At 45.3% G+C, this 17196-nt stretch carries 15 protein-coding genes; 6 read left to right on the top strand and 9 right to left on the bottom strand.

Features of this window, described 5'->3' with window-relative positions:
• Positions 1-42: 42 nt before the first annotated feature.
• Both AC1MBV_RS09890 and AC1MBV_RS09885 read right to left on the bottom strand, forming a co-directional pair.
• Positions 43-873 (bottom strand): ROK family protein, encoded by an 831-nt coding sequence (locus AC1MBV_RS09890; RefSeq protein WP_255747909.1) that lies wholly within the window; start codon positions 871-873, stop codon positions 43-45.
• 294 nt (positions 874-1167) lie between these two features.
• A complete protein-coding gene (locus tag AC1MBV_RS09885) occupies positions 1168-1332 on the bottom strand; it encodes a hypothetical protein (RefSeq protein ID WP_255747911.1) in 165 nt (54 codons plus the stop codon).
• 175 nt (positions 1333-1507) lie between these two features.
• Here AC1MBV_RS09885 and AC1MBV_RS09880 point away from each other — a divergent pair, with 175 nt between their 5' ends.
• A complete protein-coding gene (locus AC1MBV_RS09880) occupies positions 1508-2029 on the top strand; it encodes a GNAT family N-acetyltransferase (RefSeq protein WP_255747913.1) in 522 nt (173 codons plus the stop codon).
• A 121-nt stretch (positions 2030-2150) separates the two neighbouring features.
• On the opposite strand, the gene AC1MBV_RS09875 is transcribed toward AC1MBV_RS09880, so the two are convergent.
• The 6 genes from AC1MBV_RS09875 to AC1MBV_RS09850 form a co-directional block, all read right to left on the bottom strand.
• Complete coding sequence (locus AC1MBV_RS09875) at positions 2151-2432, bottom strand: hypothetical protein (RefSeq protein WP_255747914.1); 282 nt, start codon at positions 2430-2432, stop codon at positions 2151-2153.
• Between the two features lie 160 nt (positions 2433-2592).
• Positions 2593-3408 (bottom strand): ABC transporter permease, encoded by an 816-nt coding sequence (locus AC1MBV_RS09870; RefSeq protein WP_480948169.1) that lies wholly within the window; start codon positions 3406-3408, stop codon positions 2593-2595.
• Positions 3405-4430, bottom strand: a complete 1026-nt coding sequence (locus AC1MBV_RS09865) for an ATP-binding cassette domain-containing protein (RefSeq protein ID WP_480948168.1) — start codon at positions 4428-4430, stop codon at positions 3405-3407. The genes AC1MBV_RS09870 and AC1MBV_RS09865 overlap by 4 nt, the downstream gene beginning before the upstream one ends.
• 251 nt (positions 4431-4681) lie before the next feature.
• A complete protein-coding gene (locus AC1MBV_RS09860) occupies positions 4682-5182 on the bottom strand; it encodes a shikimate kinase (RefSeq protein WP_480948167.1) in 501 nt (166 codons plus the stop codon).
• A gap of 6 nt (positions 5183-5188) precedes the next feature.
• Positions 5189-6082 (bottom strand): prephenate dehydrogenase, encoded by an 894-nt coding sequence (locus AC1MBV_RS09855; RefSeq protein ID WP_480948166.1) that lies wholly within the window; start codon positions 6080-6082, stop codon positions 5189-5191.
• Positions 6079-7248, bottom strand: a complete 1170-nt coding sequence (locus AC1MBV_RS09850; RefSeq protein ID WP_480948280.1) for an MFS transporter — start codon at positions 7246-7248, stop codon at positions 6079-6081. The genes AC1MBV_RS09855 and AC1MBV_RS09850 overlap by 4 nt, the downstream gene beginning before the upstream one ends.
• A 526-nt stretch (positions 7249-7774) precedes the next feature.
• Here AC1MBV_RS09850 and AC1MBV_RS09845 point away from each other — a divergent pair.
• Both AC1MBV_RS09845 and AC1MBV_RS09840 read left to right on the top strand, forming a co-directional pair.
• The gene (locus AC1MBV_RS09845; protein ID WP_255747924.1) at positions 7775-8719 is read left to right on the top strand and encodes an aldo/keto reductase family protein; all 945 of its coding nucleotides are present in this window, start codon (positions 7775-7777) and stop codon (positions 8717-8719) included.
• A gap of 141 nt (positions 8720-8860) precedes the next feature.
• Entirely contained in the window at positions 8861-9352 is a 492-nt protein-coding gene (locus tag AC1MBV_RS09840; RefSeq protein ID WP_255747926.1) for a hypothetical protein, read from the top strand.
• 691 nt (positions 9353-10043) lie between these two features.
• Here the strand turns inward: AC1MBV_RS09840 and AC1MBV_RS09835 are convergent.
• Positions 10044-11153: a PTS sugar transporter subunit IIC gene (locus AC1MBV_RS09835; protein WP_480948165.1), complete on the bottom strand. Its 1110-nt coding sequence runs from the start codon at positions 11151-11153 to the stop codon at positions 10044-10046.
• Positions 11154-11442: 289 nt separating this feature from the next.
• On the opposite strand from AC1MBV_RS09835, the gene AC1MBV_RS09830 reads away from it, so the two are divergent.
• The 3 genes from AC1MBV_RS09830 to AC1MBV_RS09820 all read left to right on the top strand — a co-directional run bounded on the left by AC1MBV_RS09830 (position 11443) and on the right by AC1MBV_RS09820 (position 17118).
• A complete protein-coding gene (locus AC1MBV_RS09830; RefSeq protein ID WP_480948164.1) occupies positions 11443-13086 on the top strand; it encodes a malolactic enzyme in 1644 nt (547 codons plus the stop codon).
• Positions 13083-14501: an anion permease gene (locus AC1MBV_RS09825; protein WP_480948163.1), complete on the top strand. Its 1419-nt coding sequence runs from the start codon at positions 13083-13085 to the stop codon at positions 14499-14501. The genes AC1MBV_RS09830 and AC1MBV_RS09825 overlap by 4 nt, the downstream gene beginning before the upstream one ends.
• A 688-nt stretch (positions 14502-15189) precedes the next feature.
• Positions 15190-17118: a PTS fructose transporter subunit IIABC gene (locus AC1MBV_RS09820; RefSeq protein WP_480948162.1), complete on the top strand. Its 1929-nt coding sequence runs from the start codon at positions 15190-15192 to the stop codon at positions 17116-17118.
• Positions 17119-17196: the final 78 nt, after the last annotated feature.

Here is a 17196-nt window from a genome sequence, read left to right as displayed (position 1 = left end):
GTTTAGTACCGGTCTAGGAGGGATTTTTGCATGCAAACCTATTTATTTTTCCAATTGATTTTTCGCCAGCAAAAAGCCGCCGATAATTCCTGCCTGATCGTTAAGTCCAACAGGCTGGATGTAGTTTTCTAAGTCAGGCAGATCCACATAGTCGTTAAGCATGTTCTTAAAATGCGCTCTGATCAGCTGAAATATCTGCTTCTGTTTCATGAGCCCGCCTCCCAGAATAATCCGTTCCGGACGCAGAACAAGTGTGTAACTAATCAGTGCTTGAGCAAGGTAATAAGCTTCAAGCTCCCAGACTTCGGACCGTTCGGCAAGATCAACACCCTTTTTCCCCCAACGCTTTTCAACTGCCGGACCGGAAGCCATCCCCTCCAGACAATCCTTGTGAAACGGACAATTTCCCTCATAGTTATCGTCCGGATGGCTGTATGCATTCAGAATTTTGCCTTGATTGACAAAGCCTCCGCCGATCCCGGTACCGATCGTCAAATACAGACAGCTTTTCGTACCCTTGGCGTTCCCCAAAACATACTCAGCATAGCCTGCCGCATTCACGTCCGTATTCCACGCGATCGGCACTTCATAATGACTGCTCAGATTCCCGACAAAATTAAAATTTTTCCAATGGGGTTTCGGAGTTGATGTAATATACCCGTAGGTGTTCGAATCCTGGTTAACATCAATTGGGCCAAAGGAACCGATACCGACCGCATCGAGTTGAAACTGATCGAAAAAACGAAAAATCGGCTTCATCGTTTCTTCCGGTTTCGTTGTCGGAACTGTAATCGTGTCGATGATATTCATTTGATGATCACCGATCGCCGCGATAAATTTTGTTCCGCCTGCTTCAATTGAACCTAATACCATATGCTCCACTCCCAAATGAATTTGTCATCACTCGATTACAAAGAAGCAGCCCCGATGTCGCACCAAGGCCGAATTCTTTATTTTTCTCCATACTACACGAGAAGCCTCTCACTTTTTTGATCACCACTGGTTACTTTGAGTACTGTGGTCCTACTTTTCGTTTTAAGTTTACCGTATCAAGGAGAAAAAGCGTAACTATTTAGGCTCGGAGCATCGCAAATCATATGTATACGTGATTAATACGTCTCACGTTCATTGTTTGGCCCATAATAAAAGTAAAGATCTTAGTGACCTTCATTTTTGATTCCTTTTCTGCTTCTGTGTCAGCATGACCGTTATGATCGCCGATACAAGGATGCCTGACACAAGGCACGGATACACAGCTTTAAAAACCAAACCTGTAATCATCCCTCCGATGACCCCAATACCCAATATTGTTGCACGCTCTTTTTTATCCATGTTCATTCCTCCATTTTTATTAGCAGCACATTGCCTTTATTTATTGTGTCATCTTTCAACGATTCCCTTGTTAAACACTAGTGTATTAATTGCCTCTTGTTGAACCTGTATCCTATAATGAGCATACATAGATTTTTTTGCAACAGGAGTATGAATTGCGATAGGGGGACCACGTTTGACTACTTATTTACGTAAGGCAACAAGCCATGATTTTCCTGAGATTAAAAAGATTATTGATGAGGCTAAGCTCTTATTGAAGGCTGATGGAATTGATCAATGGCAGGACGGATACCCAGACGACGCAACCTTGAAAGAGGATATCGCCCAGGAGATCAGCCATGTGCTCATCGTTGACGGACGAGTTGCAGGTACCGGAGTTCTTTTTGCGAAAATAGAACCTGCCTATGAGGCCATTGAGTCCGGCTCTTGGATTCAAACGAGTGCATCCTCATATGCATCCATTCATCGAGTAGCGCTCTCTCCTGATTATCGCGGCCGTCATTTGGCTTCTTCGCTCATGACATTTCTCATTACTGCCGCTGCACTGAATGGCCATACTGACATCCGCATTGATACGCATCCTGAAAATCCCCGCATGCAGCATGTCATCAAGCAAGCAGGATTCGAGTATCGCGGCGTTGTTCATTTGGATATGCCGAACGGAAAACGATGGGCCTACCAGTTGGTATTAGCTTAATCTGTAAGACAGGAACATGACAAAAGAGCAGATCGCCTCGTGCAGATCTGCTCTTTCAATATGGAAATCGCGAATAGTTTTCCAAAAACAAGTAGTGACATTCTCTCAACTGCTTTCGGAATTATCTCGTGAACATCCATTTCACTAATTTCCAGATAGCTACAATGATCAAAATGATCAATAACCATTTCAGCATAAACCCGAAAAAGAGAAATAAAATCAGTGCAAGAATACCGACCGCAATCCACGCAAAGGCTGTAATTAACGCGCCGCCAACCACGATAAGCACGACAAAAACAATAATCGCTGCAATGAATCCAAAGATCATTCCCATTTTCATTCGTTCCTTTCGTGACACATTCGTAAGCCCTGTACGAGCTTGATCAGCGAAAAAATAATCCATTACTTATGCAGATCTAAGTCTATATGCTTACTATAATGCACGGCTGGAGTTTTGATAATGAGCGTGAGGCGGGGAATTCGCTACGCCTTAAGACTTATTTTCACGGATTCCATCACCGGCATATAAATGAATCAAATGATCGCAGGTTTAAAAATTAAGTTCAAGTACGGCGCATATACGCGCGAACTGTAAGCGGCGCAAAAATAACCACAATGACCGCCGCCCCGATAAGCGTCAACGCAAAATCCCAGCCAAAGGTCCCGGAGTTCGTCAAATGCCGAACCGCTGTAATTAAATGTGAGACCGGATTGATGTCTGCAAACCAGCGGAGCCAGCCTGGCATTGTTTTTACCGGTACAAACGCATTAGAGAGAAATGTGAGCGGAAACAACACCAGCATTGAGATTCCCTGTACACTTGAAGCCGTTCGCGCAATCACGCCAAAGAAAGCAAAGATCCAGCTGATTGCCCAGGAGCACACAATGACGAGAAGAGCGGCAAGAATGACATATGCCAAACCCCCGTCAGGCCGATAGCCCATGATATATCCCATGGTGAATGTGAGTACGGTCGCAATGGTATAGCGGATCGTATCCGCCAGCAGCGCGCCGGCCAGTGGAGCAATACGCGCGATCGGCAGCGACTTAAATCGATCGAATACGCCTTTATCCATATCCTCACGCAGCTGCACACCGGTAACAATTGATGTCGTGATGACTGTCTGTACGAGGATGCCGGGAATAATAACCGGAAGATAGCTTTGTACATCTCCGGAGATCGCCCCGCCGAAGATATACGTAAACATCAGTGTAAAGATAATGGGCTGGAGCGTGACATCGAATAATTGCTCAGGTGTGCGCCGGATTTTCAATAATCCTCTGTAAGCCATCGTTAATGAATTGCGGAAGGTCTGCCCAAGGCTCGTGTTATTTTTCATCCCGCGTTCGGATACCGGTGTAATTGAAGCGCTTTTCATTGCTTAACCCCCTCGTTCATTTTTTCTTGCGCATCCGTCTCCTTCGATGCGTCCTCCTTAACCCCATGACCGGTGATGGTCAGAAAAACCTCGTCAAGAGTCGGTTTCTGCACACTCATTTCAGCCAGCTTGATTCCGGCTTCTCGAAGTGCAATAAGAAGATCGGTAACCTTGTCTGCGTCAGCCATTGGCGCGGTGATCTTAGCGCCTTCCGGTGAAACGGTGGAATGAACACTAAGCACCCGTTCGACAGTCCGCCGCGCAAGCTCAGTATCTTGAGACTCTTGAATCCTCAATTGCAGCGATGATCGGCCAATCGAAGCTTTCAGCTCATCTGCTGTACCTTCCGCAACGACTCGTCCGCGATCAATGACCGCGATCCGATCCGCCAGTTCATCTGCTTCTTGCAAGTACTGCGTTGTCAAAAGCACGGTTGAGCCTGTTTTGACCAATCGACGAATGGTGGCCCACATTTGATTGCGTGTTCGCGGATCCAGTCCTGTTGTCGGTTCATCCAAAAAAATGAGCGGTGGCTGGGCGATCAGGCTTGCCGCCAGATCGAGGCGGCGGCGCATGCCTCCCGAGAAATTTTTCAACGGGCGTTTTGCAGCTTCTGTTAAGCCGAATTCTTCAAGCAATTCCGCTGATTTATGCTTTGCCTCTGCACGTCCTAAGCCGAGCAGCCGAGAGAAGATCACCAAGTTCTCGGTCGCCGTGAGCGATTCATCAACTGAAGCATACTGTCCTGTTACTCCGATCAATTGACGCACAATCTGTGGTTCCTTGACCACATCGTATCCGAATATTTTTGCTGATCCTGCATCTGGCCGCAATAAAGTCGCAAGCATTTTAATTGTTGTGGTTTTCCCTGCTCCATTCGGCCCGAGCACACCATAAATAGCTCCCGGCCTCACATTAAGATTGACGCCGTCAACAGCATAGTTGCTGCCAAACTTTTTCACTAATCCTTGCGCCTCAACGGCCCATTCGCTATTGTCTCGCATATTTTTATTTACGTTCATTTTCATTCCTCCTCTTTTTCCTACTATAATTGGAATCCAAATTTTTTATAATGAACGCGCGACGGGAATGTTCTCAACCCACAGACGGATCTTTTGTCGCTTCTTCTTCAAAAAAGATGATAGTTGCTGATGATGAACGGGAGATGAACACAAAGCAAGCTCACGCGCAGCAAATTTCTTATGATCACCTATTGTATAAAAAAGAAGCAAGACAATGAGATTCTCGCTTCTTTCTAGACCATGTATGAGGTTCACAACCTGATGCTTTGTTGAATTTCATTCACTATTTGTTCCGGAGACTTGTCATCTGTGACAACAACCAAATCAGCCGATTGTTCGTAATCATGTCTTCTGCGCTGATAGAGATCTTTTAATGCTTCGGTACCCTTTTGAACAAGAGGACGCGTTTGATCGCCGTTCAGTCGTTCGATAATCGACTCAAAGGAGGTTTTTAAGTAAATCACCGGAGCTTCGTTTTTCCCGAGCAGTTGTTGATTTTTTTCATTTCCGATCGTTCCGCCGCCCGTTGATAAAACGCCGGATTGACCGAGAGCTGCCGACAGGAGTTCTGTCTCCAGCACTCTAAAATAGGCTTCCCCATGCTCGGCGAAGATCTGATTTATTGTTTTTGATGCATGCTGCACGATAAGATCATCCAGATCAAGATGCCTTCGATGCGCACCATTTGCCAGCAATTTGCCTATCGTCGTTTTTCCGCTTCCCATAAAGCCGGTCACTATTGCTTCCACCATTTTTTATCACCTGAAACGATCTGAATTATATGTTTTATCTTGATCTAAGTTTATTCGTATCGCCTTCGCCTGACGAAAATAGCGGCAGATGTATTCCATATCACCCTTTTGAAGTGCCGTTTTCATTTCATCAAGATAAGATTCAAAACGCTCAATATCTTCAATCAGTATGTCCGAATTACTTTGCAAAATGGCTGTCCACATCTGTGGATCGGATGCGGCAATCCGCGTCGTGCTTTTAAATCCGCTGCTTGCATACTGGATTGGGAAATGCATTTGCTCCGCTTCACACTTTGTCCGATTAACGAGACCTGCCGCAAGAATATGCGGGAGATGGCTGAGCTGACCGACTATTCGATCATGTGCTTCCGCTGATAACTGTTTCCAGCAGACGCCCAATCCGTTTAATAGTTCTTTTATTTGTCCCATGGCCTGCTCGCTCATTATATCCTCGTCATGCGGAATCAGGAAATAATTTGCCTCCTGGAACAGATCCGAACGTGCGGCATGGATGCCGCTTCGCTGCGAGCCTGCCATCGGATGCCCACCGATAAATGATATTCCTTGATGTATAAGCGGTTCCGAATACTCCATGATTTCCTTTTTTGTACTTCCGACATCCGTGACGATAGCGCCTCTCTTTAACTTAAGCTGTGACAATACGTTCAGATGCGTGAGGATTAAATCGACCGATGTCGCAAGAATGATGAAATCTGCTTGCCTCGTAATATCTTCTAACGTATCGCAGCCATCATCGATAATGCCTTGTACTTTGGCAAATTCAAGAGATGCCCGATTGGTATCAACTGCATAAATTTTAGCATTCGGCCATTGCTTTCTGATCCCCATCGCGAGCGATCCGCCGATCAGACCTAAGCCGTCAATAACGATCGTTATCATCGGACCAGAACTGCTTTCTGATTATCCGCTGTGTCCATGAGGCGATGACCGATCATACATAAGACAAAAGAAAACAGTGCGATCACGCCGTCCGCACGCATGACGGCGGCAAAACTGTATTGTGAGAGCATACCGGTAATAATTGGGATCGTAAATGAAGCAAGACTGCCAAAGGAAAAATAAATACCTGTTATCTTTCCTTTTTTCTCCGGGAAAAGCTTACCGAAAATATTCAAGCCCACCTGCATGACACCGCCTGCGGCTGTCATACCGAAAAAGAACGAGCAAAGCGTAACGAGCATTGCATTGCCGGAGAAACAAATCACAAGCAGGATCAGAAAAGAAAGGCCATTCAAAATCGCTACAAATTTCATTTCATCAGTAATCCGGTGGAGCAAAATAAAGATCAGCAGTACACCCGTGATTGATCCTATGCTGTAGAGCGACAAAAGAAAATGAGCGGAAAAATTGCTCATGTGCAGAACGCTAACGCCGAATAAGGTAATCCATTGCGTAAAGAGAATCATCATCGCCATGGAACAATATCCGTATAACGAGAGAATGATGAATAAGCCGATTCGTGCCCGCGAAATTCTCACTGCTCTCGTATTCGGTGAGGCCTGACTTTTTTCCTGATACACTCGTTCTGGGAATCGAAGTTTAATCAGCATCAGCAGATTGATCAGAACAATCGCTCCGACGAAAAGAAAAATAATGCCGTACCAACCATTAATGCTTTCATTAAAGGCAATCATGATCGGCAAGATGAATTCCCCAATCGACATTGCTGCTTTAATCAGAATATTGGCTGACCCGTTTTCTCCCTTTAATTCAAGAAATGTAGGGTAAGTTCCGGAATCCAGTGCAGAGTTAGCAACTCCGAGGAGAATGGCTAGTAAATAAGCAATCTTAAAATCAGTGGTCACTGCCATGCCGAAAAGAGCAACCGCGTAGCTGATCATACCAAAGGCAATGAATGTTTTCCGTCCGTATTTGTCAGACAATGTGCCTAAAATGTAATACGCAAGCAAACGTCCGATTCCGATGCCGGAAACGACATAGGAAACCGTCGCGAGCGGCGTCTGCCAGCTCTCCGCCAATGCCCTCATGTTCTGCGTCAGGATGATTAAGCCCATTCCATGCACCAAATAATTCAGGTACAACACACTTTTCAAACGTAGATGCCTTGCGTTCTCCATCTTTTCCTCTCCTATCCCTTATCTATAATGAAAAATAAAAACCAGCCAATAGCGATCCGGCTGGTTTCGAGAAATCTCAAGATAATGCTGAAGCTTTCTGACCAGTCGGGTTTTCTGCCTTACTGCATCCGGCTGGTGCTGTATTATTAGCTCCCCAACTCTAGATACAAACGAATGACTCGTTCGTACACAGAGGGGTACGAACGACTATCTAAAGTAATAGAAAGTATAATAATACCAGTCTTTCGTCTTCAGCTGGTTCATCATCTTCGAGATCCTTTCTGTTTAAGGTTGTTTTTTATTATATCATGGCCAATTAAAATAGCAACCGAAAAACAGAGCTATTGCCAAACGGACATCCGAATCAATCGTTGCACATACTAGCTTTTTGTTCCCCTATTGTTTGACGCTTACAAATGCGCAAGATTATCATAGAACTATACGTTGCAGCATACACACAACGATAATTAAATATGGCTTGAGGAGGGTTTCCATGAACTATCGTCGTCTTGGCAACACAGGTCTTAAGGTCAGCACCGTCAGTCTCGGCAGCTGGCTAACTTACGGTGGCTATGTCGCCAACGAAAATGCAGTGAATACGATTCTAAAAGCTTATGATCTCGGCATTAATTTCTTTGATACGGCAAATGTCTATATGCGCGGAGAAGCGGAAAAAGTGGTTGGCAAAGCAATCAAAGCCTTTCCCCGCGAATCAATCGTACTCTCAACAAAAGTCTACTTCCCAATGGGCGACGGACCGAATGACCGCGGTCTGTCTCGTAAGCATATCATGGAGCAAGCGAATGCCAGTCTAAAACGACTGGATGTCGATTACATCGATCTGTACTACTGCCACCGCTTTGATAACGAAACACCAATTGAAGAAACCTTGCGCGCGTTCGATGACCTGATCCACCAGGGCAAAGTCAACTATATCGGCGTCAGCGAATGGACCGCAGCTCAGATCACCGAGGCCGCGCAGATTGCCGATCAGAAATTGCTCAATCATTTTGTCGCCAATCAATCGAAGTACAATATGCTCGCACGAGAAATTGAAAAAGAAGTCATTCCCGCGAGTCAGGCACATGGAGTCAGCCAAGTATGCTGGTCTCCGCTCGCTCAGGGTGTTCTGGCCGGAAAATATACGTCGATTAGCGATTTCCCATCCGGAAGTCGGGCAGCTGAAAACAAAGGCGGTATCCGAGAGTATTTGACGGAAGATAACTTGAATAAAGTTGCTGAGCTTAAGAAAATCGCTGCCGAACTTGGCATCAGCATGGCTCAGTTGGCACTCGCCTGGATTCTTCGTCAAGACAACGTTGCCAGTGTCGTTGTCGGCGCCAGCAGGCCCGACCAAATCGTGGATAACGCTAAGGCGGCTGATGTCGCACTTAATACAGAAACATTAAATCAAATTGAAAACATACTGAATCCTTAACAGGACAAGCAGGCTGACCAACCGTGTTCAGAAATCTGAACACGGTTTTTTATGCCCTCAAGCATTCAATTACGAATCACCGATTCGGGCCATTGTCATAGTGTAGATTGAATAAATCTGCAGAGAATCCGGGTGATTTAAATGAACATTAACTGGCAATCCTTTCAAGGCGTGGTCACAATGATCAGTGATTTTATGATCGGACCAAGCGAAGAAGGTCAGGGCTGTTACAAACTATTTACCCTAGAAAATCATTCCGGTACCGTAAATTTTGTCGTATCGCCTACGACCTACTTTGTGGATCATGTCCGAGTAGCCGTGGGCGACAGGATCACGGGTTATTATGACGGAAACGTACCTGTTCCACTGATTTATCCTCCACAGTATCGAGCGCTCATCATCGTTAAAGATGATCCGAATCAAAATGTCAAAGTCGATTTCTTCAACGATCATCTTCTGAGCAGTGACGGACAATTAATCTTGACACCGGCACCTTTTACACAAATTTTACTAACAAATGGACAGTATTTTTCGCACAATCCCGCCAATCGGAATTTAATTGTGATTTATGGTCCCTCGACAAAAAGTATCCTCGCACAGACCACGCCCTACAAAATCATCATCTGGTGCTAACGTTGCAAGAAAAGCCAGGCAAAAACCGCCCGGTCCTTCATTAAGTAACGAGTAAAATAAGCGGAGATTTTCCGGTTATATGCACCATGGCGCTAGTTTTGCCTGTAAATAAGGGTAATTTTTCCGCTTATTCAGAGAAAAAACCTCTATTTTTACGTTTTTCGATTCAATAAGGGTAATTTCTCCGTCTATTTAAGCGATTTTACCATTCATTTTCAATTTAAGCGGAATTTTTCCGTCTATTTCTCAGATTGGGCGCTTGCCTGATCGCACACCCGAATCTTATAACGCTGATCATTATACCAGCAAGGCAGAACGACATACTTTCTTTTCTTGTAAGAAAAACCGGGCAAAAAGCGCCCGGTCCTTACTTTCACAGGATGTGATGGCTTTCGCGTTGCATGCAGGACGTATGCGTATTTAGCGAAAGCTCCTTTTTTAGCATTGGTTTGTGTCTTTACAGTGTTGAATCATCGCTTCGGTTACTCGCACCAACAGAGCACGACCGCGAGCCTCAGACAAGCAGAAATCTGCGGGATCTCGCTGGCACCTGATCCCGCAGGAGTCTCGCACCTCCACTTTGATTCTCGGCCAAGACACTGGTTTATTCGTTTAAATACGGGGCAGAATCATATACTTTCTTTACTTGTAAAAACCCTCACGCGCTGCATGAGGGTTTTGTATACCTGTATTAAGCCTTTTCCAGAACGAGCTTCGGCTGCGGTTCCGGTTTTTCTTTTTTAAATTCAGCCATTTCTGTCCCGTAGTCTTCAGATTCATACAGATGAAGCACCCTGCGACAGACCCATTCGAAGAAAAATCCGCCTGCAAAAGGTACCGCAATGAATACGAGACCGATGATCAGCAGGTTAGCAATCGTCGCTCCGCCGGGCATAAAATGGATAGCATTGATTGGACCGACCATTCCTGAAAATCCGAATCCGGCACTGATCGGTGTCCCCTTGATTTGAAAAGCGGCACCGAGTGCGCCTAGTAGAGCACCGTTAAGTATAATCGGCACCAAAATTTTCGGCTGCCTAACCATTGCTGCGATCATAATCTTAGGTGTTCCGAGAACAATAGAAAGCGAAAGACCGATTTTATTGACACGCAGTCCACCAACAAACATACCCACAGCCGCAGCAACGCAGCCCAGATTGCCTGCACCCGAGGCAATACCGCTCATACCAATTGCCGATGCGATGGCTACTGTTGATACAGGCGAGATCATAATTACTGAGAATGCTGACGCAATCAAGACGCCCATCAGGACTGGCTGTAGCGCTGTGAAACTATTGATCATCCCGCCAAGTCCGGTTGTTACCGTGTGTACAAGAGGATAAACAATCAGTCCCATGCCGCCTCCGACGATACAGATAATCGGCGGCATAATGAGCGGTTCAAAGGACTTCAGACGTCCTCCAATAAGCAAGACGAGCCCGCATGTTAAACTGATCGTCACCAATATATTAACTAAGTCACCCATGCCTCCGATCACAATACCGTTTGGTGTGAATTGCAAGGCACCTGATCCGGCCCAAGCCGCCGCGGCCACACAAACCATCGGAATCGGCTTCAATTTGAATTGATGCGCTACCGCTGCGCCGATCAACAAAGGAACGGCCAGCATGAAAATGGTGACCAATTGATAAATGCTTCCAAAAACCGGTACCGTTCCCATCAGCGCTTTGCTTAATTCACCAAGCAGCGCTGATGGAATCAATGCTGCGACAATTCCTATGGCATGCCCGACAAGGACATGGTTTACGAATGCTTTCACCGTCATCTTTTCTGTTTTCAAACGTCAACACCCTCTCCGTTTTTTCTATCTCTGTTTTCTCTCCAAAATTGTGAGTGATGTTATTCTAACACGTTTGTTTTCTCAATGCAACGCGTTTATTTGCTAAAGTGATTTGTCCCTATTATTCCTGATGTTGTTCTATAGAAATCATATAATGGACACACTACAAGTTGCATCCAAACAGCTTTCTCATATTAAATAAATTTATAACAGCAGCAAGGTTTGACTATAAACAGCTATACTTTCTATGATTGATCTGTGAAATTAAAACAAACCTGGAGGCCTTTTTATGAGCCCAATAACTCTTTTGAATGATCCCTTTTTGAACAAAGGAACAGCCTTTACAAATGAGGAACGCAAAAAATACGGTTTGGAAGGATTGCTTCCTCCTAAAGTTCAGAGTTTAGAGGAGCAAACCAAACAGACCTATGCTCACTATCTGACGAAATCATCTCATTTAGAAAAAAGACTCTTTCTCATGCAGATTTTTAATGAAAATCGTGTCTTGTTCTTTAAATTATTCAGCCAGCATGTTGTCGAGTTCATGCCCATTGTTTATGACCCGACCATTGCCGACACCATAGAGAACTACAGTGAACTGTTTGTACAAACGCAAAACGCAGCATTTTTATCTATTGATGATCCTGATTCTATGGAAGCAGCATTAAAAAATGCCGCGAATCATCGGAATATCCGCCTCATTGTTGTCACCGATGCAGAGGGAATTCTCGGTATTGGCGACTGGGGCACCAACGGCGTGGATATTGCGGTAGGTAAATTAATGGTCTATACGGCGGCCGCCGGAATTGATCCGAGTCAGGTACTGCCCGTTGTTTTAGATGCCGGCACCAATAATAAGAAATTATTAGACGATCCACTGTATCTTGGAAATCGTCACGAGCGGATAAAAGGTGAGCGTTATTACGCATTTGTCGATCAATTCGTTGACACTGCAGAACGATTATTTCCAAAGCTGTACCTGCACTTCGAAGACTTCGGCCGCGACCACGCAGCCAGCATTTTAAACAAATATAAGGATAAGATCACGACATTTAATGACGATATTCAAGGAACAGGCATTATTGTTCTCGCAGGTATTTTAGGAGCATTAAACATTTCAAAGCAGAAAATGACCGATCAAGTGTACATGTCCTTTGGCGCAGGTACAGCTGGTGCGGGTATTACAAAACGCATTTATGACGAATTTCTGCAGCAGGGATTGTCTGAGGAAGAAGCGAAAAAGCACTTCTATCTTGTCGATAAGCAAGGCTTGCTTTTCGATGATGATCCGACGCTCACACCGGAACAAAAACCGTTTGCCCGCAAACGCACTGAATTTAATCATCCTGAAATGCTGACCAATTTAAAGGCTGCCGTTCAAGCTGTACACCCAAGTATTCTGGTCGGTACGTCCACACAGCCCGGAACTTTTACCGAAGAAATTGTGAACGAAATGGCGGCACACACGGAACGTCCGATCATTTTCCCGCTTTCCAATCCTACGAAACTCGCCGAAGCCAAGGCTGAGGACCTGATTAAATGGACAGACGGAAAGGCACTTGTTGCGACCGGTATTCCTGCACCGGATGTTACCTATAATGGCGTTACATACCAAATCGGACAGGCGAACAATGCGCTGGTCTATCCGGGACTGGGCCTTGGCGTGATTGCCTCTACAGCCAAGGTATTGAATGATGAAATGATTTCCAAAGCCGCTCATTCGCTCGGCGGCATCGTTAATCCAGAACAGCCGGGTGCAGCCGTGCTCCCACCCGTTTCTAAGCTGGATGCATTTTCACAAACGGTCGCCTTGGCTGTGGCACAGAGCGCCGTGGATCAGAATCTTAATACAGAACCGATTTCTGATGCGGCCCGGGCAATTGAGGATGAAAAATGGGCACCTGAATACCGAGAACTAGGCGACCTATTATGAGCCTGGAAAAAATTAATTACAAGAAATTTCTTATCCCTGTGATCGTGGGAATCATTATCTGGCTGTTGTCGCCAGTTAAGCCGGCAGGCATTTCTCTTACTGCCTGGCACATGTTTGCGATCTTTGTCGCAACCATTATCGGCTGTATTACCCAACCGCTCCCCATTGGAGCAGTCGCTGTTATCGGGTTTACGATGACGGTCATTACCGGCGAGGTACCGATGGACACGGCCATTGCCGGATTTGGAAACAACAGCATCTGGCTCATTGCAATGGCTTTCTTCATCTCGCGCGGATTTATCAAAACCGGCCTCGGCACACGTATTGCGCTGAACTTTGTGAGGCTTTTCGGCAAGAAAACGCTGGGACTTGCTTATTCATTGATTGGCGTTGATTTGGTTTTGTCACCTGCCACGCCGAGCAATACAGCTCGAGCAGGCGGAATTATGTATCCGATTATTAACTCTTTGTCGCGTTCATTCGGATCCAGCCCCGAATCCCATACCGAACGGAAAATGGGTTCCTTTTTGATCTTTTCGGAATTCCACGGCAATACCATTACATCGGCCATGTTTCTAACAGCCATGGCAGGCAACCCCTTGGCGCAATCCCTGGCCAAAAGTGCCCATGTCTCGATTACCTGGATGAACTGGTTTACTGCCGCATTCATTCCCGGCATTCTGTCTCTGATCATTGTCCCTTATATCATCTATAAATTGTATCCGCCCGAAATCAAAGAAACACCTAACGCCAAGGAATGGGCAGAAAATCAATTGGGCGAATTAGGCAAAATGGCACGTTCCGAAAAATTCATGTGCGGTATCTTCCTAATCTCACTGATTTTATGGGTCCTTGGCGGCACTCTGAACATTGATGCTACATTAACCGCCTTTATCGCACTGACATTACTATTAATTACCGGTGTTCTGTCCTGGAGTGACATACTGCAAGAGAAAGGCGCATGGAATACGCTCGTATGGTTTTCCATATTAGTGATGATGGCCGGTCAGCTAAATACACTCGGCTTTATTCCGTGGTTGAGCCATTTTATTTCAGGCGGTTTGAACGGAATGAATTGGGCAATCGTGTTAATCGTGCTCATCCTTGCCTATTTCTACAGCCATTATCTATTCGCAAGTGCAACCGCACACGTCAGCGCTATGTACAGTGCTTTGTTAGGTGTTGCTTTGGCATCGGGTGTCCCGGCATTACTCGCTGCACTGATGCTCGGATTCTTCGGGAACCTGTTTGCATCAACGACACACTACAGTGACGGGCCTGCTCCGATCCTATTCTCATCCGGTTACGTCCCGCAAAAAACCTGGTGGAAATTGAACGCAATCTTGGCCATTGTTTATTTCATTATATGGCTCGGATTAGGGTCGCTTTGGATGAAACTCATCGGTCTTTATTAATCGAATTTTTGCTTAAAACCTCTGAATCGTTTTTGATTCAGAGGTTTTAATTTTCTTTGAACAGCCTCCATTCAGAAGCATTTCTTCCCTTGTGCATTCGCAGAAATCGGGATTTGCGATGGTTTCCGCCCCAAATAAACCCATTCCCGTGGATCAAACTTTTTCCAGCGTTAGATTTCTATTGACAAAAAGAAATAAGATAATTATATTGAAAATAGTTCAAATAAATATATAAAACTTAAAATTAATTTCATTTTTGAACCGTAGAGAGGTGGACTCTCGATCATTCACTCTTTACACACGAAACATCGCAAGACTCGGAAAAAACTAATTAATGATTGGAGGATGGATGGAATGGCTGATGCGTTAGTCGAACGTTCGAAACCTTTGGGCATGAAGTACTCAATTAATTATACGGACTATAAATTTTGAAATACGAGCAAATGTAAGCGCTTCGCGCGGATGTTCTGTCAAAGAAAATCCTGAAAAAGATCCATTAGATAGGCTGTTCATTTTAGAATGAATTGTAATCGTTTTCAAATTTTGCCGAAATAATAAAAATTGGAAGTCTCACATTCTTTTGAATGAACGTTGATTGACACAAACAGAATCGATACAGCAATTAAATAATTGCTATGAACGGTCGGGTCTGATGATTTCATACAAGAATACGAAAGGTGAGTATAAAATGAAGATAACTGATCTGATGATTCAACGTGCAATGGTGATGGATATGCAGGCAACAACAAAAGAAGAAGCCATTGACGAACTCGTTGCCAGTATGGAAAAGAACGGGAGGATTAATGATACGAAGTTCTTCAAAGAAATGATTCTGAAGAGAGAAGCTGAATCAAGTACAGGGATCGGTTCCGGTATTGCCATGCCGCATGCGAAAACCAAAGCGGTTAACGAAGCAACCGTTGTGTTCGGACGCAGCAAGAAGGGCATTGATTACAAAGCGCTCGATGGCAAGCCTTCTTATCTCTTTTTTATGATTGCTGCTCCCTCTGGCGCAGCCGATGTGCATTTGCAAACACTGGCAGCGCTTTCTCGATTACTGATCGATGAGGAATTTGTTGCCAAAGTGAAACAAGCTGAAACACCTGCAGAAATTGCTCAATTATTTGACGACAAGCAGGCTGAAAAAGAAGAAAATGAAAAAAAAGAATCGTCACGGACAACTGCTAGAGTAACAGACAATGAGAAATTTGTCGTTGCAGTCACCGCGTGCCCGACAGGGATTGCCCATACCTATATGGCAGAAGATGCGCTGAAGAAAAAAGCCGAAGAGATGGGCGTTTCAATCCGAGTCGAAACAAATGGTGCTGACGGTGCGAAGCATGTGCTCACCCACGATGAAATCACGCGCGCGGCCGGAGTCATTGTAGCAGCAGACAAAACAGTGGAAATGGCCCGCTTTGACAACAAGAAAGTACTGCAGACGCCGGTCAGCGACGGTATCCGTAAACCGGAAGAATTGATTTCAAAAGTAGTGAACGGTCAGGCACCGGTGTACCATGCAGAAAGCGGTGCGAGCTTTACTGATACAGATAGTGCAAACAGCGTTTGGAACAGAATATATAAAGACCTGATGAACGGTATTTCTCATATGCTTCCCTTTGTTGTCGGTGGTGGTATTTTACTCGCCATCTCCTTCATGTTTGAACATTTAGGCAAGGACAATACAGTGTATCAAATGCTGAGTGCAGTTGCCGGCGGACAAACCGGTGCCTTTCACTTTCTGATTGCGATTTTGGCCGGCTATATCGCCGTCAGCGTCGGCGACCGTCCCGCTCTAATGCCCGGTGTTGTCGGAGGATTTATGGCGTACTCATCGAACGCCGGATTTCTTGGCGGTCTTGCTGCCGGATTTTTGGCCGGATGGGTCATTATCCTCCTGAAAAAAGTGTTTACCGGCCTTCCCAAAACGCTAAACGGTTTGAAAGCAATTCTGATTTTCCCAGTGTTCGGTTTACTTATTACCGGCGGACTTATGTACTATATTCTCGATCCAATCTTTACATGGATCAATACGGGAATGATTGGCGCACTGAGTCATCTTGGCACGGGTAATGCTGTATTGCTTGGTCTTGTTCTTGGCGGAATGCAAGCTGTTGATATGGGCGGTCCTGTAAACAAGGCAGCTTATACTTTTGCGATCGGCGTATTCGCCAGTGGCGCGTCAAACGGTGGGTTGATGATGGCCGCAGTAATGGCCGGCGGCATGGTTCCCCCGCTTGCGATCGCTCTAGCGACAACCTTCTTCAAAGCGAAATTTAATGAAGAAGAGCGTAAAGCAGGAATCACGAACTATGTTCTCGGGTTATCTTTTATTACGGAAGGCGCTATTCCGTTCGCTGCGTCCGATCCTCTGCGGATTATTGCATCAAGCATTGTCGGTTCGGCGACCGCGGGTGCTCTGACGCAATTATGGAAAGTCAACATTCCGGCACCTCATGGCGGTATCTTCGTGGTTGCCTTGAGCAATCAGCCATTTTTGTTTATTGCCGCCATTCTGATCGGTGCCATAATCTCCGGCCTGATGATCGGCTTCTGGAAGAATCCTTTGGAGAAGCGGACAAAGCAAGCATCCCAATCAGCAAACTCCTTGTACTAAAGATTCCCGGTCATAGCTTGCAGGGAAAATTAACCTCGCTTAATCGGATAAATCGGTACGAGACAAAACAACGGTTTT

This window comes from Sporolactobacillus sp. PKPK-6 (assembly GCF_056678885.1).
This window is presented reverse-complemented; position numbering and strand designations above follow the sequence as displayed.